The organism is Tardiphaga sp. 215_C5_N2_1, assembly GCF_052076055.1.
GTDB classification, from domain to species: Bacteria; Pseudomonadota; Alphaproteobacteria; order Rhizobiales; family Xanthobacteraceae; genus Tardiphaga; species Tardiphaga robiniae.
In genome coordinates, this window is the sequence record NZ_CP197240.1 from 739,817 (window position 1) to 763,363 (window position 23,547).

The 23,547-nt window shown below is 57.9% G+C and carries 30 protein-coding genes and 1 pseudogene; 18 read left to right on the top strand and 13 right to left on the bottom strand.

Going from position 1 to position 23,547, the window contains the following annotated elements; translation table 11 throughout:
* Nucleotides 1-9 precede the first annotated feature (9 nt).
* Entirely contained in the window at nucleotides 10-369 is a 360-nt protein-coding gene (locus tag AB7828_RS03285) for a GrlR family regulatory protein (RefSeq protein ID WP_089267259.1), read from the bottom strand.
* Between the two features lie 402 nt (nucleotides 370-771).
* Here AB7828_RS03285 and AB7828_RS03290 point away from each other — a divergent pair, with 402 nt between their 5' ends.
* The gene (locus AB7828_RS03290; protein WP_089267260.1) at nucleotides 772-1,224 is read left to right on the top strand and encodes a hypothetical protein; all 453 of its coding nucleotides are present in this window, start codon (nucleotides 772-774) and stop codon (nucleotides 1,222-1,224) included.
* 4 nt (nucleotides 1,225-1,228) lie between these two features.
* On the opposite strand, the gene AB7828_RS03295 is transcribed toward AB7828_RS03290, so the two are convergent.
* A complete protein-coding gene (locus AB7828_RS03295) occupies nucleotides 1,229-2,428 on the bottom strand; it encodes an MFS transporter (RefSeq protein WP_441229373.1) in 1,200 nt (399 codons plus the stop codon).
* Nucleotides 2,429-2,925: 497 nt separating this feature from the next.
* Here AB7828_RS03295 and AB7828_RS03300 point away from each other — a divergent pair, with 497 nt between their 5' ends.
* Nucleotides 2,926-3,165, top strand: a complete 240-nt coding sequence (locus AB7828_RS03300; protein ID WP_093758827.1) for a hypothetical protein — start codon at nucleotides 2,926-2,928, stop codon at nucleotides 3,163-3,165.
* Here AB7828_RS03300 and AB7828_RS03305 read toward each other — a convergent pair.
* The 5 genes from AB7828_RS03305 to AB7828_RS03325 all read right to left on the bottom strand — a co-directional run bounded on the left by AB7828_RS03305 (nucleotide 3,134) and on the right by AB7828_RS03325 (nucleotide 6,112).
* Nucleotides 3,134-3,412, bottom strand: coding sequence for a hypothetical protein (locus AB7828_RS03305; RefSeq protein WP_441229374.1), 279 nt, complete (start codon nucleotides 3,410-3,412; stop codon nucleotides 3,134-3,136). The genes AB7828_RS03300 and AB7828_RS03305 overlap by 32 nt on opposite strands.
* Nucleotides 3,413-3,516: 104 nt before the next feature.
* Entirely contained in the window at nucleotides 3,517-3,735 is a 219-nt protein-coding gene (locus AB7828_RS03310) for a hypothetical protein (protein WP_093759133.1), read from the bottom strand.
* A 158-nt stretch (nucleotides 3,736-3,893) separates the two neighbouring features.
* Nucleotides 3,894-4,205: a pilus assembly protein PilZ gene (locus tag AB7828_RS03315; protein WP_089267262.1), complete on the bottom strand. Its 312-nt coding sequence runs from the start codon at nucleotides 4,203-4,205 to the stop codon at nucleotides 3,894-3,896.
* Nucleotides 4,206-4,573: 368 nt separating this feature from the next.
* A complete protein-coding gene (locus tag AB7828_RS03320; RefSeq protein WP_441229375.1) occupies nucleotides 4,574-5,743 on the bottom strand; it encodes a tyrosine-type recombinase/integrase in 1,170 nt (389 codons plus the stop codon).
* Nucleotides 5,744-5,746: 3 nt separating this feature from the next.
* Nucleotides 5,747-6,112 carry a hypothetical protein gene (locus AB7828_RS03325; RefSeq protein WP_441229376.1) on the bottom strand — a complete coding sequence of 122 codons (366 nt, stop codon included), beginning with the start codon at nucleotides 6,110-6,112 and terminating at the stop codon, nucleotides 5,747-5,749.
* Nucleotides 6,113-6,316: 204 nt separating this feature from the next.
* Here AB7828_RS03325 and AB7828_RS03330 point away from each other — a divergent pair, with 204 nt between their 5' ends.
* From AB7828_RS03330 to AB7828_RS03355, 6 genes are all read left to right on the top strand, one after another.
* Complete coding sequence (locus AB7828_RS03330) at nucleotides 6,317-6,511, top strand: helix-turn-helix domain-containing protein (protein ID WP_441229377.1); 195 nt, start codon at nucleotides 6,317-6,319, stop codon at nucleotides 6,509-6,511.
* On the top strand, nucleotides 6,508-6,762 hold the full coding sequence (locus tag AB7828_RS03335) for a DUF6074 family protein (RefSeq protein ID WP_441229378.1): 255 nt from the start codon (nucleotides 6,508-6,510) through the stop codon (nucleotides 6,760-6,762). The genes AB7828_RS03330 and AB7828_RS03335 overlap by 4 nt, the downstream gene beginning before the upstream one ends.
* A 101-nt stretch (nucleotides 6,763-6,863) precedes the next feature.
* On the top strand, nucleotides 6,864-7,589 hold the full coding sequence (locus AB7828_RS03340; protein ID WP_441229379.1) for a hypothetical protein: 726 nt from the start codon (nucleotides 6,864-6,866) through the stop codon (nucleotides 7,587-7,589).
* Between the two features lie 204 nt (nucleotides 7,590-7,793).
* Nucleotides 7,794-8,033, top strand: coding sequence for a hypothetical protein (locus tag AB7828_RS03345; RefSeq protein WP_441229380.1), 240 nt, complete (start codon nucleotides 7,794-7,796; stop codon nucleotides 8,031-8,033).
* A gap of 1,275 nt (nucleotides 8,034-9,308) precedes the next feature.
* Nucleotides 9,309-9,491, top strand: coding sequence for a hypothetical protein (locus tag AB7828_RS03350; RefSeq protein WP_441229381.1), 183 nt, complete (start codon nucleotides 9,309-9,311; stop codon nucleotides 9,489-9,491).
* Complete coding sequence (locus AB7828_RS03355; RefSeq protein WP_441229382.1) at nucleotides 9,484-11,613, top strand: hypothetical protein; 2,130 nt, start codon at nucleotides 9,484-9,486, stop codon at nucleotides 11,611-11,613. The genes AB7828_RS03350 and AB7828_RS03355 overlap by 8 nt, the downstream gene beginning before the upstream one ends.
* A gap of 77 nt (nucleotides 11,614-11,690) precedes the next feature.
* Here AB7828_RS03355 and AB7828_RS03360 read toward each other — a convergent pair whose 3' ends face one another.
* From AB7828_RS03360 to AB7828_RS03375, 4 genes are all read right to left on the bottom strand, one after another.
* Entirely contained in the window at nucleotides 11,691-12,086 is a 396-nt protein-coding gene (locus AB7828_RS03360) for a translation initiation factor 2 (RefSeq protein WP_441229383.1), read from the bottom strand.
* A gap of 214 nt (nucleotides 12,087-12,300) precedes the next feature.
* Nucleotides 12,301-12,657 (bottom strand): hypothetical protein, encoded by a 357-nt coding sequence (locus AB7828_RS03365; RefSeq protein ID WP_441229384.1) that lies wholly within the window; start codon nucleotides 12,655-12,657, stop codon nucleotides 12,301-12,303.
* Nucleotides 12,658-12,711: 54 nt separating this feature from the next.
* Nucleotides 12,712-12,951 carry a hypothetical protein gene (locus tag AB7828_RS03370; protein WP_441229385.1) on the bottom strand — a complete coding sequence of 80 codons (240 nt, stop codon included), beginning with the start codon at nucleotides 12,949-12,951 and terminating at the stop codon, nucleotides 12,712-12,714.
* Between the two features lie 815 nt (nucleotides 12,952-13,766).
* Nucleotides 13,767-14,543 carry a putative phage abortive infection protein gene (locus AB7828_RS03375; RefSeq protein WP_441229386.1) on the bottom strand — a complete coding sequence of 259 codons (777 nt, stop codon included), beginning with the start codon at nucleotides 14,541-14,543 and terminating at the stop codon, nucleotides 13,767-13,769.
* A 143-nt stretch (nucleotides 14,544-14,686) separates the two neighbouring features.
* Here AB7828_RS03375 and AB7828_RS03380 point away from each other — a divergent pair.
* Nucleotides 14,687-15,088 (top strand): annotated as a pseudogene (locus AB7828_RS03380) (DUF2213 domain-containing protein); the annotation flags it as partial.
* On the opposite strand, the gene AB7828_RS03385 reads toward AB7828_RS03380, so the two are convergent.
* Nucleotides 15,047-16,954: an acyltransferase family protein gene (locus AB7828_RS03385; protein WP_441229387.1), complete on the bottom strand. Its 1,908-nt coding sequence runs from the start codon at nucleotides 16,952-16,954 to the stop codon at nucleotides 15,047-15,049. The pseudogene AB7828_RS03380 and the gene AB7828_RS03385 sit on opposite strands and share 42 nt — an antisense overlap.
* A 58-nt stretch (nucleotides 16,955-17,012) precedes the next feature.
* On the opposite strand from AB7828_RS03385, the gene AB7828_RS03390 reads away from it, so the two are divergent.
* The 9 genes from AB7828_RS03390 to AB7828_RS03430 all read left to right on the top strand — a co-directional run bounded on the left by AB7828_RS03390 (nucleotide 17,013) and on the right by AB7828_RS03430 (nucleotide 22,931).
* Nucleotides 17,013-17,396: a hypothetical protein gene (locus AB7828_RS03390; RefSeq protein WP_441229388.1), complete on the top strand. Its 384-nt coding sequence runs from the start codon at nucleotides 17,013-17,015 to the stop codon at nucleotides 17,394-17,396.
* Between the two features lie 167 nt (nucleotides 17,397-17,563).
* Nucleotides 17,564-18,106 carry a hypothetical protein gene (locus AB7828_RS03395; RefSeq protein ID WP_441229389.1) on the top strand — a complete coding sequence of 181 codons (543 nt, stop codon included), beginning with the start codon at nucleotides 17,564-17,566 and terminating at the stop codon, nucleotides 18,104-18,106.
* Nucleotides 18,103-18,606, top strand: a complete 504-nt coding sequence (locus AB7828_RS03400; protein WP_441229390.1) for a hypothetical protein — start codon at nucleotides 18,103-18,105, stop codon at nucleotides 18,604-18,606. Before AB7828_RS03395 ends, AB7828_RS03400 begins: the two co-directional genes overlap by 4 nt.
* Nucleotide 18,607: 1 nt before the next feature.
* Nucleotides 18,608-19,228: a hypothetical protein gene (locus tag AB7828_RS03405; RefSeq protein WP_441229391.1), complete on the top strand. Its 621-nt coding sequence runs from the start codon at nucleotides 18,608-18,610 to the stop codon at nucleotides 19,226-19,228.
* 12 nt (nucleotides 19,229-19,240) lie between these two features.
* Nucleotides 19,241-19,444 carry a hypothetical protein gene (locus AB7828_RS03410; RefSeq protein WP_441229392.1) on the top strand — a complete coding sequence of 68 codons (204 nt, stop codon included), beginning with the start codon at nucleotides 19,241-19,243 and terminating at the stop codon, nucleotides 19,442-19,444.
* 63 nt (nucleotides 19,445-19,507) lie between these two features.
* The gene (locus tag AB7828_RS03415; protein ID WP_441229393.1) at nucleotides 19,508-20,035 is read left to right on the top strand and encodes a hypothetical protein; all 528 of its coding nucleotides are present in this window, start codon (nucleotides 19,508-19,510) and stop codon (nucleotides 20,033-20,035) included.
* A 1,288-nt stretch (nucleotides 20,036-21,323) separates the two neighbouring features.
* Nucleotides 21,324-21,524, top strand: a complete 201-nt coding sequence (locus AB7828_RS03420; protein ID WP_441229394.1) for a hypothetical protein — start codon at nucleotides 21,324-21,326, stop codon at nucleotides 21,522-21,524.
* Entirely contained in the window at nucleotides 21,443-21,709 is a 267-nt protein-coding gene (locus tag AB7828_RS03425; protein WP_441232191.1) for a septal ring lytic transglycosylase RlpA family protein, read from the top strand. Before AB7828_RS03420 ends, AB7828_RS03425 begins: the two co-directional genes overlap by 82 nt.
* Nucleotides 21,710-22,133: 424 nt before the next feature.
* A complete protein-coding gene (locus AB7828_RS03430; protein WP_441229395.1) occupies nucleotides 22,134-22,931 on the top strand; it encodes a phosphatase PAP2 family protein in 798 nt (265 codons plus the stop codon).
* A gap of 41 nt (nucleotides 22,932-22,972) precedes the next feature.
* Here the strand turns inward: AB7828_RS03430 and AB7828_RS03435 are convergent, their stop codons facing one another.
* Nucleotides 22,973-23,299 carry a nuclear transport factor 2 family protein gene (locus tag AB7828_RS03435; RefSeq protein WP_441229396.1) on the bottom strand — a complete coding sequence of 109 codons (327 nt, stop codon included), beginning with the start codon at nucleotides 23,297-23,299 and terminating at the stop codon, nucleotides 22,973-22,975.
* Between the last annotated feature and the right edge of the window lie 248 nt (nucleotides 23,300-23,547).

Here is a 23,547-nt window from a genome sequence, read left to right on the forward strand (position 1 = left end):
CGGACGCTGCTACTGCTGAAATTCCGCAAGCTTGCGCAGTGTCGCGCGGAATATCTGGCTGTGCTTGCCGACGAGCGCTGTGCCGTTCATAGTCGCCGACGTATCCGTGAAAGTACCCGACAGACCGATGCCGACCGGTTGGCTCTGGCCACCGAACAGTGGACTCATGTCAGGGCTGGGCGTGTGCTGCATGACGGAAACCTCGCCCTTGAAGGTGCCGGCTTCCTTGTTGAGAACATAGGTACCGACGTAGAACAGGTACGCGTCGCCGCCGAGCAGTTCGCCTTCGCGAAAGGTTACAACACCGCTGCCCTTGCCTGAACGCCCGTCGAGAAGCTCGACATGGATCGAGTAGAGTCCATTCTTCATAATAGCCCGATGGCGCAAACCCGTCCCTTGGTTGCGCAATCAGAAGTATTGCAAAGACCGTATACCAACGTCAACGCATTCGCGGGCGCTGTTAGTGCATGAGCGAAAGACCGAGTGACGCAGGTGCGCTCGCTTGCCGCCCTGGCACTTCGCAACGAGGGCGTTCTTAAATACCTCTGCCATTGAAGTTATCACCACAAATTCGCTGCAGTGCGAAGAGAGCCTGCCGGTGCTAATGGAGAATCGCCTATCGTTTGATTGGGCGTCTGTCGCGAAGTTGAAGCGCAGCCGTTCTTCGATAGTCGTATGATGCGCTTTGCGTGAGTGACTACGGAAGAGGCGGGTACTTTGCCCGCGACAAACCTGAACATCATTGTGCCGGCCGGGGGCTGGAGCAAGCAAATGAGCGACTGGATGACTTCCGGCGCCGACGCGCCGTGTTCGCCAACTACTATCTCTCACGATCGACGCGTCCGGCGTCGTGCAGGCTGGCTGAAGCTGGGAGCGCCGACCTTGTGTATTGCGGTTCTGTTATCAGTGCCGCTAATGCAATCGGTCGCTGCGCGCGACCGCGGACAATTCGCCAATACCAGCCCCGATCTGAAAGCCTGGTTCGATAGTCTGCGCAGCGGCAAGGGTCCGTGTTGTTCCGATGCAGACGGCAGCGCCGTCAGCGATGTGGATTGGGAATCCAACAGTGGACACTACAAGGTGCGGATCGACGGGATGTGGCTCGACGTACCTGACGAAGCTGTCATCACGGTGCCGAACCGCGTCGGTCGCACCATGGTGTGGCCGATACAGGGGTCGTCCGGCACAGTGATCCGTTGTTTCATGCCAGGTAGCATGACGTAGCTGGTCACAACGCCCGGCGGACCGATGCGCGCGCGGCGATCAGCGAGATCGCCGCGAGGACAATGACCGCGGCGCCATAGATATCGAGCGTGAGCGGCAGGCCGAGCGTCGGGATCGCCAAGCCTGCGACGATAGTCGGCAGGCTGAAGGCGAGATAGCAGATGATGAAGATCACGGAGAGCAATCCAGCGCGTTCATGCGCGGGGACAAGCGGCACAACGGTCCGGATGCTACCGAAGAATCCGGCGCCGAAGCCGAAACCGGCAATGACGGTGCCGACCAATAGTTGCGGGATGCTCTGTGTGTAGACCCCGCCCAGCGTGATCACCACGCCGAGAATAAGACACACCATGCTGCGGATCAGAATGGTGGTGCCAGGCCATTTGCGCGCCACCAGCATCGAGGCGGCACCGCTCAAGGTCAGCGCCGTCACGGCGAGTCCACCAAGGAGAGGCGAATTCGATCCGGTGATGAGCCGGAGCAGCGAGGGCATCAGCGACAAGTAGAATCCGCCCAACGCCCAGACGGCAACGTTGCCCGGCGAGACCAGGGTCAAGGGTTGTCGCACGTGAGGCGGTACGGTCACGATCGGTCGGAGCGACGCCCATGCGCCGGGACGACGCGCAACCGTTTCCGGCATCCACCACAGCAGAATGGCTTGTATGAGCGTTGCTGCGAGGAGCAGCAGATAGACCAGTTGGGTCGGCATTGGCGCGTAGCTGACGAGCACGCCTGATAGCAACGCGCCGATCCCCGTGCCCGTTACGGGCGTCAGGCTGTTCATCAGCGATCCGTGCGCGCGGTTCAGATCGAGCATGGCAGCACCGATGGTGCCGAAGGCAATGCCGGTTGCAAATCCCTGAATGGTGCGGGCGGTGATCAGTGCCACGACGGAATCTGCCGTAATGAAAACCAGCAGCGCCAGGACATTCAGGATCAGCGCCGAGAACATCACGGGCCGGCGACCGATATAATCCGACAATCCCCCGACCGTCAGCAGCGCAACCAGCAGACTGAGCGCATAGGCGGAGAACACCGTCGTGACCATGACCGGCGAGAGGTGCCAGTGGTCCTGATAGATCCGGTAGAGTGGTGTCGGTGCGCTGGCGAACATGGCGACAGTGCCGAGCGTTGCGATCTGAAAAATAATGGCAGCGCGACGCGTCATCACGCCTTTCGGCCGGGCGTCGAGATTGCTGGACATCGGGGAAGAGACCTAATGGACAAGGTGGGGCAAGCCCAATGGTCGCTTCCGTCCTTGATTGATTTTACCGCTGTCCAATGCTTGCTCAGGTGATGCGCGGAGCAACAGCAGAGAAAGATGATGCATGCATGGCCAAGCCTTCACAACGGCGGCTGGCTCGCGCGCCCTGTGCGAGATTGCATGGCTCGTCTGGATCGCGCCCCTTAACACGGCGCGAATCTTTCCTATACTCAGGCTGTCACGAACAATGAAAGGAGGTGGTCCAGTGTCTAATTCCAAGCGCTGTCACCTCGCTGAGGCCGCCCGCTAGGCTCACTCTTTGAGCTTCGGAAGGGCGTCTCGGCGCCTGGTTCAGCGAGAACAGGGAAGGGGCGCGCCGAGTGATCGGTGCGCCCTTTCTTCTGAGCGCAAACTTGTCGCGCCGTGAAACATGACGCTTGATCTGCCGGTCATCCGTGACAATCTATCAGACGTTGCTTGTGTCCGGAGTAGCAGCAATGCCGGGAACCCCGCGCGATCTGGCGGAGAGAATGGCCGCGCGCCAGCAGCGGCGTGCCATCGATGACGGTTATGTGCGCGAGAGCTTCACACAGCCACGCGAAAATGCCCGCAAGACGGCGCGGGCGTTTCTGGATCGGTTCCCGAAGCAAGCTTACATGAGCGAAGTTGAGCGCTGGCGCGAGCTGCCAGACGGCGACATCGAATTTACGATGCGGCGGCTGCGCACCGCTGATTGAGCTGACAGGCGGCGATCATCTGGCTGATGTCGTGCTCGCTCATGCCTGTAGTGGCCGATTTCTCGACTGGATCGGCAGCACATGCGTGGATCGCATAGCCGATATCGAGAAGACGACGCGGCGGATCTTCCTCGCCCAGGCCGACCTCGGTCACCAAGCCACTCTCGACGGCATGCCGCCAGACATCGGATTTGTTGGGGAAGGCGTTGCTGACTTTGACCGAATTTGAAAACAGCGCGTAGGGCATGCGGCAACCTCCGTGATGAGGCGATAACGCCGAATATGGCATCTGGTTGCACTGCAGCAAGCCCGACTTTCGTTATCCACGAGGTCGTGATGATCGGTCGGCCGTCAGTCCCGCTGGGTAATCCGCAATTCCAGCAGCGCCATGGTCTGGAGCATCGTGGGATCGCGTTCACCCTCGCTTGTGGTGCGCAGGATGCTTTCGGCGATGGATTGCACGTGAGCGGAGTTGACGGGATGCGGCAGCGTTGAAACAGCCCCGTCCAGCGCTTGTTTCATCACTGAGATTGTGTCTGGCGGAAACGCGGCATGGGAAAAATTCTTCACGGTGGCTCCCGGGTTCAAACGGATAAACGCACCCAACTGTTCACGGGACAACAAGAGTTCGAGTGCGCGAATGTTCCTGCCACAAAGTTGGGCAGACCCGGGCAGCAGCGTCGGCTGCCGCGTGTCGGGCACCAGGTTCCAGAATTGTCGCAGGGAGATCAGGATTCGGTGTCGGCCGGCCGGGCGGCTTTCTTCTTGGCGCCCTGTCGCAGGAATGTCGCGCCGATCTCCTCGCCATTGACCCAGGCCAGCTCGCAGCGACGGAACGCCAGTCCTGTGGACGACAGCAGCAGGAAGAATTCCTTGAGATTGATGCCCTCAATCGAACTCTCGACGATAAGGCGTGCGCCCGTCTCGGACACGTCCATGATGCGGCAACTGCGGCGCCATGTGCCGTCAATGGCCATGAGCCAGACAGGGAAACCGCGCTCGAACGCGACGCGGCCAGCATTTGGTTTTTCAGGGGTCATCGACGCTTCCTTGGCGCCGGGGATTTTAAATTGGATGGTGGTAACGGCTGGTAAATGCCGCTGACGGCAGGCTTTGCGGTTCAGCACGCCATCGAGATGTTGTTTTCAAAGAGCGCCGCGGCGCACAGCCTTATTCGGTTGAATGGTGCAACCGCAACGACGGGTTTCAGACGCGGCGGTTGTGGAGGTGCGCGTTAAGCGCGAAGCGAGCGTCTAGTCTCTGGAAAAGCCGAATGGACACAAGTGTTTAAGGGCACCTGTCATGGTGCACTCGGAGCGATTCGAACGCCCGACCCTCGGAATCGAAATCCGTAATGCGCTGAACAATTTCAGATAGTTAGGTGCTGGATGTTGCAGTGGTGTTGCAACTAGGCGCCGAGCAAGCGCGCTTGAATATCCTCTGCGGCTTTCTGATCAGCCTCGGCATCGGCAAACAGATGCCCATAGGTGTCGAAGGTCATCTGGATCGTCGAATGGCCCATGAGCTTTTGGATGCGCTTGGGGTTCATGCCGTTCTCGATCCAGAGCGAGGCGCACGCGTGCCGCAGGCTGTGCATGCCATAGCGCGGAGCGTCCCTCATGACGGCTTCGCCAGCGTTGTTGATGATTGGCTGGCCGGCGTCGTTCAGCACGGGCGTGGGGACCGTGATGCCAGCAGCGAGTTGAATAGGGTCGAACCCGCGTTGGGCGATGTTGCTGTGACTTTCGACATTGCCGCTGCCGGTCGGGAACACGAGGCCGAGATCGCCCTTCGGGCAGAGCAGCTTCCACTCCCGCAAGCTATTGATCACCAGCGACGGAACCGGGATGGACCGGTAACCCGCCTTCGACTTCAGCCGACCGATGGCATGGAATGCGTCCGCGCGTTGCGCCACGCTGATATTGCGCGCATCGAAATCGACGTCGATCCAACGAAGGCCGCGCAGCTCGCTGCCTCGGAGGCCGCAGAAGATCGCGGTCAGGATCAGCGGTCGCCAGCGGCCAGCGGCGCCGGCTATGATCAGTTGCAGTTCCGGTTTGGTGGGGATGACGGGTCGGGGATCCTCGCGATCGGCCAGGTTTAGGTCGAGCCCGGCAGTTGGGTCGTTTGCGGCAAGGCCTCGGCGACGAGCTTCTCGGAATATCGCCCCGAGGGACCCCACCACGCGGCGTATCATCGCCGAAGACCGACCCGCTTCGCGAAGCTTATCTGCGAACGCGTTGACGGCTGGCATAGTGAGGTCGGAGAGCTTCTTGCTGCCGATGAACGGCACGATATGTAGATCCACATGCTCTTCGTATTGCCGAACCGTCGTGGCCTCGAGACCCTTCTCGTTGCTGCGCTTAATCCATAGCGCAGCGGCGACCTTCACCGTCGGTGACACGCTGCCCGGCGTGTGCAGGCCGCGCTTCACATCATGCTGAACTTCGACAAGCCACGCTTCGCCATCGGATTTGCGCTCAAAGAGTTTTGCACGGCGCTTGCCGCCACCGTCCACATAGGAAGCTTGCCAGCGGATTAGACCGGAGGGCAGCTTGCGCTTTCGAACTGTGGCCATAGCTCAACCCTTTTTCGCTGCAAGGTAACGCTGAAACATGGCCTCGAAGACGGTCTCGAACTCTGCAGGGTCCATCTTACGCAAAGACGACATCCCCCGTTTTTCCAGTATCTCATTGGATTGATTACTGATCTCCGCTTCGACCAGGGCGAGGTGCGACCTCGCACCGGCGAGTTCGCGCTCAGCTGCTTGCGCTCGTGCTTCTTGCTCGTTTGCCCGAGCTGTAAGCTTTTGAATCAGGTCCTCGTAGCCCTCGATCAATTCGTCGGCCTGAAGCATGCGGGTAATGAGCATCTCGCATATCTCGGAAATAGATCGCCCCTTAGCCTCTGCGAGATTTCTGACCCGGTCGCCGACCGCGGTTTCCAAGCGAATTGTCCAAGTCGGCCGCTTTCCAGCGTATTTTCGTGGACGGCCACGAGGCTTTTTCTCTTCTTCTGTCACGAAGACCCCAATCTTATACCCATAATTCCCATTAAGTGACGTTGTATCACGCCATAATAAATTGACAAAGGAGAACAAACGGGCATTTTGAGGATATTGACGCAAATCAGCGTCAACAAAGGTCTCAGAATGACAACCAAAGACGAAGACGCGGGCTGCTTGGTCTACAAGGTGCCCGAAGCCGGCAAGCTGCTCGGGCTCACGAAGAACGCTTCGTATGTCGCTGCGAAGCGGGGCGATCTGCCGACGATCAGAATTGGCAAGCTGATCAGGGTGCCCAAGGCCGCGTTGCACGCCATGATCGACGGCGCCGGTGCGAAATGACGGCGGAGGTGTTGGCGTTCCCATTGGCGCGCCGTGTGGACCTGATTCAAAGGCAGGCCGAGTACGCCCTGTGCCTTAAGCCTGAGAAGGCGGAGCGGCATATTGCCCGGCAGCTTCAGTGTCAGGCGAACGCGCTAACGCGCCGCGGTGTGCCCGATCACATCGTCCAGCGTGAGCTGAAAAGTATGGAAGCCGCGATCCGAGCGGCAATGTGGCATGTCGTGTTCGACGCGCCGGGCGGTGCCGTTTGACTAAGCGGCGTCGCAACAAGATTAGCGGCCAATTCTCCGCCCATTTGGTGGAGATGGTTGAGTCTCCTGCGTGGAGGGTCGCCAGCCTGTCATGCCGTCGCGTGCTTGACCGGGTCGAGATTGAACATGCCCACCACGGCGGTAACGACAACGGCAAGCTTCCGGTCACGTTCAATCAATTCCATGAGTACGGCATTCATCGCCATTCTATCGCGCCCGGGATTCGAGAAGCGGAAGCGCTTGGCTTCCTTGTGGTCACCGTCAACGGCCGGGCAGGCAACGCCGAGCACCGCACACCCAACCTGTTCCGCCTGACCTATCGAGACGCTGAGGGTTTGCCCGGAGATGGCACCCACGAATGGCGTCGGATCACCACGACCGAGGAAGCGGAGCAAATCGCTGACGCAGCAAGAAAGGATAAGGCGGCCAAGAAAACAAAATCCCAGTGCCGGAAAATGCCAGTTACCGGTGCCGATAATCGTCACCGAAACGGCAAATCTCCAGTGCCGGAAACCATCACTACTGGAATGGCAAAAACCATCACTACCTCTATATCTCGGGTCGATACCACCACGCAGACGCCCCGCGAAGCGCGCCCGTTAGGGAGCGCCGTAGCGAGCGGGGCGGCGTCCGACAATCGGAGAGATCGTGTCGAAGCACGGATAGCGTCAAAGCTGGGCGCCGACGGGTACGACGTTCTCCAATCTCTCAGTGACAGCGATCTTCAGAACTTCATCGAGATGGAGCAGCGCGGGCAGCTTGATAGCACTGCGCTCGCAGAGATGCGTCTCAAGTCCCTTAGAGGGCGAAAGGAAGCAGCGGCATGAGCGTCTATGGATCCCCGGGGGGGCATCGGAAAGTCTGGAAGCGTTCGCGCACAGACCGGCGCTATCCCTTCACACGCACCGAAACCACTTTTCCTTTGAAAAATTCTGGTGGCCTCAGTGAGTAGGACGACCGGCGGTTTGCCCCCGAAGCCAGGCGCAAAGGCGCCGAGCACGCCAAAGCATCTCGAAACGCCGGAGCGTCGAATGTGGCGAGACTGGACTGCGGCGCATCGGTTCGAAGATGAGGCGTCGTTGGCTCTGCTTCGCACGACGCTTGAAGCGCATCAGCGTGGAAGGCACTGCCGTGAGGCCATCGATAAGGATGGGGAGGCAGTGACGGATCGTTTCGGGCAGTTGAAACCACATCCGTTGCTTGCTGCGGAGCGAGATGCCCGATCGGCGTTCTTCGCCGGCATGAAGTCATTAAACTTGGATCTGGAATAATGAATAGCCCCCCGAGAAAACGGCCACGAGCCGGCGCAGGTACCGTATCAGAAGCCGCGTGGGCTTTCCTGAATGATGCTCTCACAGACGACATCGGTACGAGCTGGGAGCGGTGGGGATTGGAGGCGAACCAGCCTTTGTTTCTGAAGGGACCACCGCCGGCCGAACTCTGGGCTCAATTCCGAGACGTCGTGTTGAAGCGTTGGATACTTGACCGGCCAGGTTCGCGTCCGTCGCTATGGTGGCGGTATGACGCACCGCGACTTCCGCAGGGCACATACGAGAATTGCTTTTGGGATGGGATGCTGCCAGAGCCGCGGCTGCGCATCGGAGGTGTCGGAACAGCGCTTCACGATATCCTGGCATACGTGCCTGTCACTTATCTGGGCGTTCCAAAACACTGGCAGGACCACGAAGAGGCATCGATAACCCCCGAAATTGAACCAATTAATCCAGAGAATCCCCCAACATTTGAGTCGCAGGCGTCCTACTTGGATCGGTTCAGTCTGATGACCGCCTCAGAGAGACGCCGTGTCCATAGCGCGCATTTCAGTCCCGAGTCTGTGATCGACAGCCTCGCAAGCGCCCGGTCCCTCTCCAGTGACAGTCAAGCCATTGGCTAGGTCAGCCGCGGAAAGGCAGCGCAACCGGCGGGCCAGGAAGGCGCTGGGAAAGTGCGTCCTCCCTCTGACAATCAATCTGGGCGACATCGCTGACAAACTAGTGGATGCAGGGTTCCTCCCGGAATGGTCTGCAGAAGATGCGGAGGCGATAGCCAATGCGCTCGCTCGAGCGCTGGAGCGGTCTGACCTGTTGCGCGTCACGCGTGACGTTCATCGCCAAGGCATCCTGCTATCGGAGGATGATTAGCCGCTGAGACAGGAGCAGCCAATGGTTGAAAATCGAACGGTCGGGTCTCCCAGCGACGATGAACGCTTAGTTGGCAAGTCGAGAAGAGCTGACGTTCCGCACTCAGTTGCTAGCCTTTGTCGGGCGCTTGCACCCGTTATCAACGAGTTCGTGGAGCGTTCTGTGCAGGAGTCGCTTTGCGGATTGAGCGAACGCGTCAGAGCGCTGGAAACCCGACTGTAGTTGGCAGACGATGTTGTTTCCGCGAGCAAAGTTTCAAGAGGCCGAGGCGGTCAGGACTCCGGAGGTCCTCGCGAAGCGGCAGCCAGAGCCTGTGACGAAACTGCGATGCCATACCGGATCGCGCAGCCGTAACACTAATCTTGCGTGACCACGGATGTACTGGCGCGGATCAAGGAGAAAGCCATGGCCGATACAGCAGCGATAATTGACCTCCATCAGGCGCGGATTGCTCGCGACATCGGCTCCGATGGGAGGGAGTTTTCAACCGTGACCGACCTCCTGAGCTATCTCGTTTCGATTGGTGTTTATCGGCTCGATGAACATGGAAACTACAAATTGATCCAAGGAGATCAGCATCATGACTGAAGGCGTCCGCACGCCAAACGTTCCCCTTGGCACGCAGCTCAGCGAATTTCTCGGGCACGAAATAGTAGGCGGCCAACGGTCGATCAAGCGATTCCCGAGGAGCGCCGTCCTCGGCGTTTACGATGCCCTCGCTGGTGGCGCAGGTGGCGGCGTCGTCTTCACGACAAAATCCCAGGCAGACTCTCATCTGGCTTACGCTGCAAACATCATGGCCTGGGTCGTCACAGACCCTAATCCAGCGCTGAATGGCAGCTATCAAAAGCAAGGGGTCTCGGGCGCTGGCTCATGGTTGCGTGTCGCCGATCTGCCGAATGAGTTGATCACGCTCTCGGTCACCGGAGGGACGGCTGACGCCATCGTCGCGATCGCGAGCCCTCAAGTGCCCTCACAGCCGATATCAAAATTGTTTTTGCTCACTCCCGAGTTTGACAACACGGGGCCAGCCGCAGTTACCATTACTGGGATGAACGGTGGTGCGCCAATATCGATCACTAACGTTCTAGGGTCGTCTCTCGCGGCTCATTCCTTAGTCGCCGGATCACCGGTGTTGATGATGTGGCAAAGCGGCCACCTGCAATTGCTCGTGTCTCTGCCTGTGGATGCAAGCGGCGTTCTATATGATGTGCTGGCTGCTCGTGATGATGCTAGCGGATACGCCAGTGCAGCCAGCGATTTTGCGGATTCAGCCCAAGCGTCTGCGTCGGCACTCGGCAACCAGGTGCATCAGTACGACACTCGCGCGATGGCGATTGCCGCAACAATCCCAGCGGTATTGAATTTCGTTCGGACGCTCGGGTATGCATCTGCGGGAATTGGCGGCGCTCTTTATGTCCGTGGCGCGACTTCTCCAGGATCTTTTACAAGCAACGGCGGTGCGGTTACGTGGGTTCTTGCGTCGCAGCAGTTGGACATCTGCATGTTTGGCGCCGATCCGACCGCGGCTGCCGATAGCGCGTCCGCGATTAACTTGGCGTGCTCAACAGGGAAGCCTCTTTACATTCCGGACGGGACCTACTTGATTGGCTCTGTTGTTAATCTTGGAAGCACGGTCGGTGTCTCGGCGTCACTATATGGACGTGGTCAATACGCTGCCGTTTTCCAAAGAGCGCCAACGTACACGTCGGGGCATATCTTAAACATAGATAATCCGAGTGGTCCTTGCAGCATCACCGGCCTGCGCATCAATAATGCCAGCGGTATCATAAATACAACAAATGGCGCCGGTATCCATCTTGGCCTCGCGACTGACATTACGATCCGCAATGTAGATATATGGAACGGCGCTACCGGCCTATATGTGGACGGCGATACGTCGGCCCGCGTAGTAGTCGATAACTTCCGTTATATTCAAGACAGTGTCTATGGAGTCGTTAACGATAGCTTCTACGGAATCGCCATTGTCGGGCAGCACCACTTCGACCTTTACTTCACCAATTGTGTCATCATCTCCACTGCGGGCGCTGCGCATACGCTCCAAACTGGCATATATATAGATTGCGCCGATGGTCTTCAGTTCGCAAATGTCAGCATCGGCGGCCCGAATGTAGGTATCCACGTTGCAGGAACGGGCTCTAAGAACGTCGACGACATCTACTTTGTTAATTGTCTTGTCGATAACGTTAAGCAACCGGTCATTGTGAATGGATTCAACGCTCCTCACGCCTACATGAACATCCGTTTCTCGGCATGTCATTTCAATGGGCAGAACTCCGCTGGCTCAGCTGATGGTGTGACCATTGCAGGTGATGCTGATGGCGTTCAGTTGATCGGCTGTAATATCAACCTCGCTTATGGCAATGGCATCGTTATCGGTGCTGGGAATGCCTACGATGGCGCTCCGAAGCGCCAGATCATCGTTAGTGACAACATCATTTCCGACAATAATCTCAGTAATAGCGGAGGTTTTGCAGGTATCAGCGTCGCTGATGGCGCAACTGGTTTCACGATCACTGGCAATTCAATCGGGAACCGTGCGGCTGGCCATCAGTACTATGGAATTCGTGTTGGTAACTCGTGTGGCAACTTCATCCTTGCGGCCAACAACTGCGTTGGCAATGTGACTTCCGGGATTCTCGTAGGTTCGGGCGCTTTCAACTACGCGAATGCCAACAACATCGGTTGATGGCGTTCAGATGAGCGCGAGGGAATCGATATGTGAGAAGGCACAGGCCGTGAAGCGAGCGATTATATCGCAGCCTTCTATCGGCCGCGAGCGCGCTGAAGCGTGAGGTGTACCGGATTTGGCTCGTGGTGGTAGCCGGCAAGGTTATAGGTGTCGACGCCGATGCCCACGATCCCGCCGGCGATCACGTTGCCACCAACAGAGGCGGCGCCTGCGACGGACGAGGCGAAGCTCAATCGCTTCGCCTCGGTTTCATAGCCGTCCTTCGATACAATGATGGTGACATCGTCGTTGCGCCGGACTGAGAGGGCGCATGGCGTTATGCAGGTCGCCAGAGAGCCCGTTCCGCCAGCGCGGGCAGTTGCACCAGGTGGGTCTGTGATCACGTTGATCGTCTCTGATGTATCGCGCACGACCGTCGCGCAGCCGACGACAAGAGGCGCCAACATTGCGGCGATGACCATTCGGTACATGTGATTTCCCCCTCAGCCATCCAAGCGCAACGACTGCGCGAGAGCAACCCGACCTTTGTCTTGAGGAGCGATCACCGGACGCGAGTGATCGCCAGGACCGGCTCTCACCTCAGGCGGAGATTTTTTCCACTCTGGAGAAAATGCGTACTGCGTACTAAGAAAAGCGTAGAACGGCGCCAACACAGAATTTCCCCGCATGACGCGCGCACGATACCTATTGATCGTCAACGCTCAGCCACGACTGGATTGCTCGCGCGGCACGCATCCACTCGCTGGAGCTTTGGGGGACGCTTCGCCCGTGTTGATATCCAGCCAGATCGCGGATGGCGGCGAGGGCTGTCCGTTCAGCTTCGGCCATCAAGGCAGACGTGTTCGCGGTGACCTGCTCGGTGGCCAAACCGTCAAGCAGAATGCGGGCTTCCCGATCGGTGCTGATCGCGGCGACCTTCAAGATCGATCGGCAGTAGCGGGCTTTAACGAGGCTCCGTTCGTCGCCCGTTTGGGCGCTCTGTCGGTAAAACTCGATCGTACTGGTCAAAATGCCGCCTTGGTCGGTAAGACCATAGAACATGCAGTTGCTAACTTAGTTCCGAGGAATAAGCTCACTCAGCGTCGATACCAAATGTCAGTCTTCGAACAGCTCGTACTTCTGCCGAAGCTCAAGGGTGAGGGCTCCAACGAAACGAGCGCATGTAAAGTGGGCGAGGCTATCAGCTTGACTCGTCACCGCGCTCCAGCCCGGACCTTCGGAGGTCCTTACCTTTCGAATCTCGACGGATACTGCCGGCGGACATTCCGGGTGCTCGTTCATGCGCTCGCGAAAAAGCTGCGCCAGGTCGGCTTTGGAAATTGGCTTCTTTGCCATCGGTCCCTGCCTTCTGGCAGTAACCCTAGCAGCAAACGACCGCAGCCGGCGGTATTAGCGTCGCCCGACGTGAAGTCAGTCGTGTTTCAAGCTGTAGTAATCCCGTAGCTCGCTTCTATGCGCGTTACCGCACTCGTAAGCTTCGGAAATTGCCGGCACTCCCTGGCATTCGTCAGTGCGCTCCAGTCCCCACGACCTCCTTTGGGGACGATGGCTATCCGGGCGTAGCTCATATTGGTTCCAACGAGCTTCTCGTGGAAGTGCCAGATCAGATCGTCAGCGGTCGCAATCTTCTTGGGCATGAACGTCCGAGGGTTTCTGGGGTGAATTTGGCCGAGGCGATCCAGCTGCCCCTATTTCGTACAGACGAGCCTCGTGGTCATTCTAGGACAGCTGATAACGATCGCGCCGCTTCCTGTCGCCGGAGGCTGAAAGATCGGAACAGTGGATGGCCCTTTGCTCCCGATCGGAATGCAAAGCGCGCTTGCCACAGTTTCATCTGCTTCGCAGTTGGCGGATCCAGTTTTCTCGACAACCCTGAAGACCGTCCCGTCTCTGCCCGGCGCCCCGTCTTTGCCGTCTTTACCGGCAGCACCGTCCCGACCGTCCTTGCCATCTTTCGGCAGCTCCCTGCCACAACCGGTAAGAGGGACGCTAAGCAGCGCGATGCAGGCGAGGGCGAGTATTGATTTCATATAGTGCTCCGGTCTTCGACTCGATCCTGCCAACGAAGATGACAGCTAGCCTCGGCCGGCAATGCTGCTGAGGTGCGAATCCAAGGAATCGGAGCCACTGCCGGAAGTGGATGACGACCATCAGTCTGCGGAGGAGGCGTCGGCACGCGCAGCGAACGCGTCAGAAGAATAAAGGCGGACCAAAACATCCCGGTGAATGTTCTGGGGAAGGTACTTCAACATTCTGAACTGGACCAAGAGATCAAGAAAATTGTTCGATTGAGGCGTCAGGCCGTTGTAGCCGGCCAGAGCAACTTCAACGCTGTTTAGCTGGCTGCGCAGTAAATTTGCGTAGTCGACCTTTTCGGTTTCGGACAAAACTTTGTCGTCTCTTATCCGCCGAAGTATAGTGTAGACGATGCGGAAATACGGACTCAGATGATATTCTAAACCTTCGTGCACGAACGCTTGATAGGTCTCAAGCACTCGTGCACTTAGCTCCGCATCATTCGAAATTTCGCGGGCGTGGTTAGCAATGTTGTTCATCTGGTTGAGCGCAACTGCGGTTACGAGCTTATTGCTGTTCCCGTGCTGAACCTTGCTCAACTCTCGCATAAGCTTGAGAAGCTCAAAGAACGTGGTGTCAAACCGCTCTTTGTGTGAGTCCACCTGCTGTTCGCGGAGTGATTGGCGTTGAGCCATAAGGGTGGCTAACACTAAACATGTGCCCACCGCGCCGAAAATGGCATTCAATCCTCCAAAGGTGTCGCCCCATTGCCCAGCCTTATCGACAGTTCCCTGCTGCGCGACGAGCAGACCGATCAATTTAAAGCCGAATAGAGCCCAGCCCAACCAGATGGCGATTGCCAAGACGATCGCGCTGCCAAATAGCCATGCCTGCTGTCGGTTCGTAAACATTCAGAATCGCCTCTCAATTTCAAAGCGATATTCGCCGCAACCGCAAGCTGCTGCAATAGGTGAACAATGCACATCACTGACCAAGTGACGCTCGCCGACGTGCGGCTGAACGACAGCGGCTATCTGGAAGCGAGCGCACGGCGCGCACCGGCGTGCAGACCTATGCCGGTCGGGAAGTTGGCAAGCCTGATCTGCTGTTCGTCAACGTGTTCCGAGACGAGGCGGAGGTTTTCTCCAAGCGGTCGCTGGAGAGCTTCTCGAAGATTCCGCTGTGCGTCGATCATTCGCCGGAGCCTGTAACCGCGGCTAATTGGAAGAAGTACGCGGTCGGCACCAGGGGCGACGAGGTGCTGCGCGACGGTCAGCGCCTAAAGATCGGGCTCAAGATCACAGATAAGAACGCGGTCGATGCCGTGCGCGCTGGGAAGCGCGAGCTGAGCGTCGGCTATTCCACCGAGTTGGTGTGGGGAGACGGCATCGCGCCGGACGCCCGATCGGCTGGTTCAGAAATCACCGCGGGTTCCTGCGTATATAGCGCTGCCTAGAACGTCCATGCCTGCTCGTGAAAGATGGGACTGGTCGGAGTAAAGCAGGGTGCCATCGAGCTCCGTCGCCCTGCATCCGGGTGTGCACTGACTAGGCAGAACGTCTATGTAGGTTCCGCCTGCGTTCTGGACGATTGCTGCAAAGGAACGGTTTTGGTCTTCGAGATGCGGCACTAAATGAGATTGCGCCAGTTCATTGGCCTTCTCGACACTTCCTCCTACGAATAGAATGTCTACCGGGTTCTTATCGAACGCGTTGCGAACACCTACGACATAAACTCTGATGTTTTTAGCCGTCAGGTACTTCACGGTATCCGCAACCTCTGGCGCAAACTCATCGCGCCACATGGATGCTAAGATAACTGATTTGAAGCCATTTGCTTCAATCAGCCGGAAGCGCTTTGCGTTGAAGTCCAGGCATTTTGGAGGCATGTTGAATCGCTTGCTTTGATGGATTATTGGCGGGCATCCCGGGAGGCTAGCGTGAGCGAACGCTAACTTGGGGCTGAACCTATCGCGCAGGGCTACGATAGTGTCGATGCCGTAGCTATCGCCCAGTAAACCGATCTCTCCTCGGGGTCTTGCCAGGCAAGAGTCCATGTCAAATGTCGTTTCGTTAGTGGCCATGATGCAGCGGCCGTAGTCCGCGGCATTTCCGATCACCCCACGCTCGGAATACATTTTGTCGACAAGCTTTGTCAGGTCCCGGTCTCTCTGGAAGACAACACCTCGCACCGAAATCAGCGTGACGGACGCAGACAGAGCCAGTATTAGGAACGCCGCTGTGGCGGAAATTGCGAGTCTCTGCTTCTGGAAAGAGGAGGCCCGGGCCAATGTCCTCACCGGAGTTTCCACTATCGCGTAAAGGATAAATCCCAGCGCGAAACTCGCAAAGACAAGGATAGCCATGGTTGCGCTTGGATCAAGCACCCGCATCTCGCCGCGCGTTAATACGACAATGGGCCAATGGACTAAGTAAATCGAGTACGCTCGCCTTCCGACTGCTGTTACAAATCGGTTTCCCAAGCACCGCTCAGCGGCGGCAGATCGCGCTGTCGAAATGAGCGCGGCCGTGGCCGTAGCGGAGACAATGCCCGATAAAGCAACCGACGTGGTTGGTCCGACCAAAACTGCGGAAGCAATTATGCACACGAAGGCAGTGGTCGCGATGATTGACCCTGCCGCGTTGCGAATCGACAGCCCAGTTAGCGCGATGATGGCGCCAATGCCGAGTTGATACACGCGGAATGGCATCAGATATAAGGTTGCATTGGTCGCGCTATCGGCCAGCAAAATAGTCGCAAAACATGAGACCGCAGAGAGCACCGAAATTGTCGCTATGGCGGAAAGCTTCGATCTAAACGTTACAAGCAGAAGCAGCGGCCATAGAAGGTAGAATTGTTCCTCGACCCCAAGTGACCATGTGTGCAGCAGCGGCTTAGATGCTGCGTCGCCGTCGAAATATCCTGAATTAAGATAGAAGTAGATGTTCGAAGCTGCGAGCAACGCCGATGCGGCTTCTTTGGCGAGGCCCTCGATTTGACGAGGGGATAGCACAAAGATTCCGGCGATAAGTGTTGCGGTTATAACGCAAAGGAGCGCGGGCGCGAGACGCGTGAATCGCCCGGAAATAAACGACAAATATGAAAAACGACCACGAGCGAGCGATGGCGTGATGTTTCTCGTGATGACAAATCCGGAGATCACGAAAAAGACGTCGACACCCACGTAGCCGCCTCCGAGATGCGGCGCGCCGGCATGGAACATAACGACTAGGAAGACAGCGACCGCACGTAAGCCGTCAATGCTCTGAATGTGTGAGGCGTGATCCGATTCCAGGCGAGCCGCAGTAGTGGTCATAAGCATGTCGGCCGCCTGGCTTTAAGTCCGCGTGACCCGCATCTCAACGGTACGATGCGGCAGTATGGCCACCGAAGTGGGCACGCACTATCGCAAGATGAGAAGCCTGGTGTCGGACATGAGTACCTTGGCCGATGCGATCAAATCAGGTTGGCACCAGATGACAGCCGCTGCAGCGAAGGCCCAGAAGGAAACGGGCTCGAGGTATCGCCGCCATGTCGCGAACGCTGACGCGATCAAACAAAGGACAGCTATCAAGGTCGCCTTCAAGATCGACGCGCTGAAAACCAATACAGCGAAGAAGAGAAAGCCGCCGATAATGAAGGCTTTCAGCGTGTTCCGGATATGCCGGCTGGCGTCAGACCAAAGCTCGCGTTCGAAATCGCCGATCGGTGGAAATTGGGACAAAATAGAACCCCCAATAAAAACAACTATGACGGGTAGGTAACAGCGCTGCCGCGGCTCTGTCCATAGGAACTCCAGCCTGTCTTCGACCGAGGTCAGGTGCTGACCGCTTTCTAGAAGCTGCAGCTCGAACCCTTCTGCTTGGTTAACCAATTCGAAATCGCGACCGACCCCGGTTCCGCGATCCATTTCCCATAGGAGATGCACTCAATGCCCATCAGGCTGACGGCCGCGGATGTCCGCGGAATATTGCCGCGCGCCCCGCAGGTGGTGGTCGACGCGTTCGTGGCCAAGCAAGACGTGCTGACCAAGGCGGGGATCAACGCGACGAAAACCCGGCTGGCGTATTTCTTCGCCAACATCGAGCATGAGTGCGGCGGGTTCTCGATCCCGAACCTGACGGAAAACATCAGCTACAGGCCGGCTCGGATGGCGGCGGTGTGGCCGAAGCGGTTCCCCGGCGGTGCGGCCGATGTCCAGCGCAAGTACGGCACCGGCAAGGGATGGCAGATCAAGGCCTTCAACGACATCTACGGCGGCCGGATGGGCAACCGGCCGGGCTCGTCGGACGGCTCGAACTACATCGGTCGAGGCGGCCCGCAATGGACCGGCCGGGATGGCTACGCGGCGCTGGAACGGCTGACAGGGCTGCCAGCCGTCGCGAATCCGGAGGTCGCATCGCGTCTCGACCTGCAGCCGGACCTGGAAGGTCCTGAACAAGTTTGCGGACGCCAACGACTTCCTTCTGCGTGAAGGCGTGGAACGGCGGGACCAATGGCCTCGCTGACCGCAAGAGCCTGATGGCCGGCAACGACCCGATCCTGGCCAGGCTCCAGAACGTGGCGTCGATCACTGCCGCAACGCCGGACGCCAAGAAAGCGCCTATGACCGCCGAGCAGGGCGGCGGGGCTCTTGCGCTGGCGGCTACGTCGGCCACGATCACGGCCGGCGCGCATGCCGGCTGGCCTTGGTGGGCCTATGCGGAGGTGCTGATCGGCTTGGTTGCCGTCGGTGTCGCCGGGTATTTCGGCCTGCGGTGGTGGCGAGCCCGCAAGTCGGCTGAGCCCGCCTACCACGACAAGGCCATTGCGGACGTCGTGGCGGCTTCTGAAGCATTGCCTGCGCCGGCTGCAATGTGGGCAGCCCCTGACGTGCAAGCTACCAAGCCGGCCGCGCGCAAGGCCCAGAAGGCATCTGCAAGGACGCGTGCCCCGAAGAAGGCGAAGGCGACCGCCAAGAAGAAGGTGGCCTGACATGGCTATCGATCTCGGAAAATGGTCGTGGATCGCCGGCACGGCAGTTGATTTCGGTCTGCCAATCCTCGGTACCGCGCTTGGAATCCCGGGGCCCGTTTCGGCTTACGCGATCTGCGCCATCAAGAAGGCCTTGAACCTGCCGGGAGCGGCAACTCCGGAGGACGTCAAAACGGCGATCGCCGCCGATCCAGACACGGCCAAGGCCGCGCTCGAGGACGCACAGACCGATGTTCAGGCGAGGTACGCCTATTTGTCGAAACTCGCTGAGGAGAAGGGGCTTACCGACCGGGCCAATATCTCCGAGATCAACAAGACGATCCGTGCCGAAACCGGCAAGGTGCCGTGGTGGCACTGGTGGCACCTCCTTGGATATCTGGTGCTGCTCTATGGCGTCGAGCAGGTAGCGGCCATCGCATACACGATGTTTGGCAAGGGCGTGCCACCCGACCAGCTCGCCACTTTGTTCAACTCCACAGCCATCTTCACCGCCGGCCTCTTTGCGCTGCTCGGCTACGTCGCCAGCGACAACACCGCGCGACAACAGACCGCAATCACCGGCGTGGCGCCGGAGGGTGTCGTTGCTTCCACCATCAGGGCCGTCACGGGGCGAGAGAAATGAAGAAGGCAGGAAATGACCACAAGGCCAGTCCACCTGACCGAGCCCCAGCGCGTGCTTCTGACGACGCTGACCGACCAGCGAGTGGCGAACCTGCTCAGCCTGGCGGACATCATCGGCGACATGAATGCCGACGGGCTGGAATTCCTCCGTCGCCTCGGTGACCCGCGGTTCGAAGCGCTCACAATTTTCTGTCGCATGCGAAGCCCGAGACGCTGACCTTCCTGACCGAGGCGCGGCCGGAGGAGGTGGCTAATCTTCAGGAGGGAAATCCGGCTCGTGGTGGCTTTGCAACTGCTCGGGCGCATTAGCAAGTGGGGCGCGGTTACGTTCTTCGGGGTCTTCGTCAGCATGGTTCTCATTTGGGAAAAGTGTCGGCATGGCTCAAGGCACGGTGACATATCGGCTCGTGTTCTTCTTCGCGATCCTGTTGGCGGCGGGGCAGGGGTCTGGGTTATCGATCGGGAGATACCGACTATTATCATCGCGGCCGAGCCGGTGACGCCGGTAGTCGCAGCCGGCGCCGAACTGAGGATCGATTATGTTGTGCGCCGGCACCGTTCGTGCGCCGTGTCCATCGACCGCTTCATCATCGACCGCTTCAACACTCGCTACGAGCTGGAAGATCTGAACGTGAACGCTGGGCTTCCGCTTGGCGAAGACCGCTTCGTTCAGCCGGTGAAGGTTCCTCAAGGCGTCGAGGCCGGGCCAGCCAAATATAGAACTTCGTCGATCTATGTGTGCAATCCGCTGCAGAGGCTATGGCCGATCACAGGCGGCACGCGAGATATCAACTTTCTCGTTAAGTGAGTCGCGGTGACCAGCACTAGTCACTAGTGCTTACGCGCTCGCCGCCGGTACTCTTCTCTCTGAAAAGCCCGTAGCGCATCCTCAGCTGGGAGGTTTTGCCGCGAAGAGGAGTTCTCCTTCCGCCGCAGCAATTAGGGGAATGACACTAGTTGCACTTACTTCGTACAGACGATCCTGGCGGTCATCTTTGGACAGTTGATAACGACGGCGCCCGAGTTCGTAGTCGGAGGTTGGAAAACAGGCAGAGCAGATGTTCCTTTGCTTCCGACGGGAATGCAGAGAGCGCTGATCGCGATTTCGTTTGGCTCGCAGTTAGCGGATCCAGCTTTCTCGACGACTCGGAAAATAGTTCCGTCTTGGCCGGGCGCTCCGTCTTTTCCATCCTTACCATTGACGCCGTCCCGACCGTCCCTGCCATTCTTCGGTGGCTCGTTACCGCAACCGGACAGGGGAATGCCAAGCAATCCGATGCAGACTAGCGCAAATATCAATTTCATATGAGCTTCCCGATCTTTCGCTGCGGTCTCACCAAAGTTGATGTTGCGAACGATCTTAGGCTAGCGGGCGCTAGGTTGATCCACAAATTGCAACTTTGGCCGAAGCTAAGACGTCGGGTTGGCACCAGAAAATCGCGGCGGCTATGAAAGCAGCAAACGAAAGGGGCTCAAGGTATCGACGCCATGTAGCGAAGCACGACAGAACTACGCAAATGAACGCCAAGGTCGTCGCTCTGAGAAGGGATCCGCTAAATATCAGGACGGCGAAAAAGATAAGAGCCCCGACGATGAAAGCTTTCATGGCGGTCATAATATACTTCACTACTTCCAGAAAATCGCGTTCCATGCCGCTTGCTGGTAGAAATTTTGGCAACGCCAATTTCTCCCAAAGTGTGATTACTCAACTATCCAACAGAGCCGCAGCGGATTTGTCTAGAGCCTCGTCAGGTTCCATTCGTGTCGCGACTCAAGGCGAGTGAGGATGCTACGCTGCAGGGGGCGGGTACGACTAGTCGGTTGCCTTAGGACTGGCCTTCGAAGCCCGCCGCGAGCATCCGCATCGGCGCAAATGAAAGCGGCCCGACGGCGCTGGGGGCAATGCAGTCGGGCCTGACCGGATTTTGACGACCTTGGAGGAACGAGTGATCCGGCTCCTCAAGTAAGAAAAGCGAACGTGCATCGTTCCTTTTGAGCGCCCGGCGATAGGTCGCTCTACCGCCGGGCCAACCAAAGCGAGGCTTCTGAGGTCAAGCTTCAGTCCTCAACAGCCTGCATCACCAAAAGGAAAATCCATGACGATCGGCCCCTCAGCGGCAGCGTTGCTGTGCGCTCTCTTCGTCACGCCTGCGTCTGCCCAGAACTTCCTTGAAGGCGTCGTCTCGATCAACGTCACCATGACCAAGAAACCTGCATCGCCAGCCAGTATGGCATCGGCGCTGGCTACCACGGCCGCAGGACAGCCTCAGGCGAGCGGTTCAACACCTACACTCTGACGGCCGCGCACCGCACCAGGCGCTTCGGCAGCTACGTCACAGTGACGAACACGGCCAACGGTCGATCGGTGAGGGTGCGGATCAATGACCGCGGTCCGTTTATCAAGGGCCGCTGCATCGACCTGACTCGAGCAGCAGCCAACGCAATTGGTATGGGCGGCATAGCGCGCGTCACCGTCCAGTAGCCACCGAGGCCCAAGAGGGCGACGAGACCCGACCCGGCCTGTTCGTCTCTGTAAAGTTGCCCGGCGCCCATATGAACGGTTCCTGAGAGATCAGCTAGCCGATCGCCGCTGGATTTTATGTCGGCTTTCACTCAACCTGGAAACGAAACGTAAACGGTACGTAGGTACAACTTCCCGGACGCAAGATAAGCTTGGCGCCAAGGCTGAGCATTCACTCGGCCGGGGGGCCAACGTGTGCTTTCTTGAGAAACGCGAGAGCCCAGTTTCGGGCTACAGCTTAGGCATAGTGCTCGTCTTCGCTGTCGCTGTCGCCGCAGCATCGTATTTGAACGAAGTAGTCTTTCTGGCGCCCCCAAACCTATTGGTCTCGGTTGCCGGGGTTATATTGCTCGACCTTGCTTGCCGCTTCCACCCGGAGAGCCGAGTGATCAAAACGCTGATGATGATGGTCTACGGCATTCTATTTCTTGTCACCGTATGCATCTACGGAGCAATGACCACTTACGTAACCCAACGTTTTAGTTTTCCTTTGCAAGACGCGATGTTTGTCGCCGTCGACCGTGCTTTGGGTATCGAATGGATGTCGCTAGCACTATGGGTCGATCGACATCAGACTATAAATGCGATTTTGAATTTTTCTTACGGCACCATCAGCTATCAGTTAGCGGCACCAGTCGTTGTTCTCTCCTTCCTCCGCCGGATTGAAGATCTGCGAATTTATTTGCTTGGTGTGTCAATTGCCCTGCTTTTGACGATCGTCATCGCCACGGTACTACCGGCCGCCAGCCATTTTGCGTCAATCGATGTCACGATTTTTCAGACGTTGCAGTTTTCCGGCGCGACCCCTGTTGAACATCTGATGCTTTTGAGATCGGACGATCCCGCGATTATCCCCGGAAAATTAGGCGGGTTGTTAGGATTTCCCTCTTTTCACGCAGTCGTGGCTGTCATGGTCCCTTGGACCTTGAAAAACGTGAGGTGGGTATTCCCTCTTTCCTTTGCAGCCAACGGAATAATGTTTGCTAGTACAATCACAGAAGGGGCTCATTATGCTTGCGACGCCCTTGCTGGCGCGATTGTCGCGGTCTCAGCAATTGCAATCGCTCGGCGGCTTCTGAATAATCGAGCTCTTGATAAAGAGAGTGCCAAGCTAACACCTACGGTGTGCTCGACGCGAAAACAGTTTAGGGCGCCGCCGGTCATGCCAAGGCGGCTATTTTGATATTCGAGTAACTGTGATGACCCTCGCCGGATCACTAAAGCTTAGTTCGATGGTCCGCATGTCTGGAAGAAGATCTGTCCGGCAGCATCAAATTCAAAGTCCGCGCGGACGTTGGAGCCGTGGCAGACGTAGGTGACGGCTACACCATCACGCGCCGGCTGGAGATCGTTCAAGCTCGCCGCCGGCGCATCTCTCAGGCGCTGCTCCCAATATGCCCGCAAAGCCTCGCGGCCGTTTATTGTCGTCGCGCCGCCGCAACCACACTCGATGGTCGCAATGTCGGAATAGAGACCGAGAATACTTTCCAGGTCGCCGGAGCGATAAGCGTCGAGCCAATCTACTACTGCGGCCATCGGGTCAAAGGACATGCTTTCCTCACCTACTTGCCAGACTATGCGTCCAATAAGCGGTTTAGATCAGTCTAATGAATGCGCGCTGAATAGTTACTCAAGCGGTTTCTCATTTGCTGAGAACTTACGCGACCAGGAACGGAAATCGCCGATCGTTGTCGCCCCCAACGGCAGTCGCGGGACCGTGGCGAATGCTCCAGCTCGAATGCGTAACTAAGCAGCCTACCAATTTGGGCAAACGGTTAGTTTCACGCAGGATCGTATTG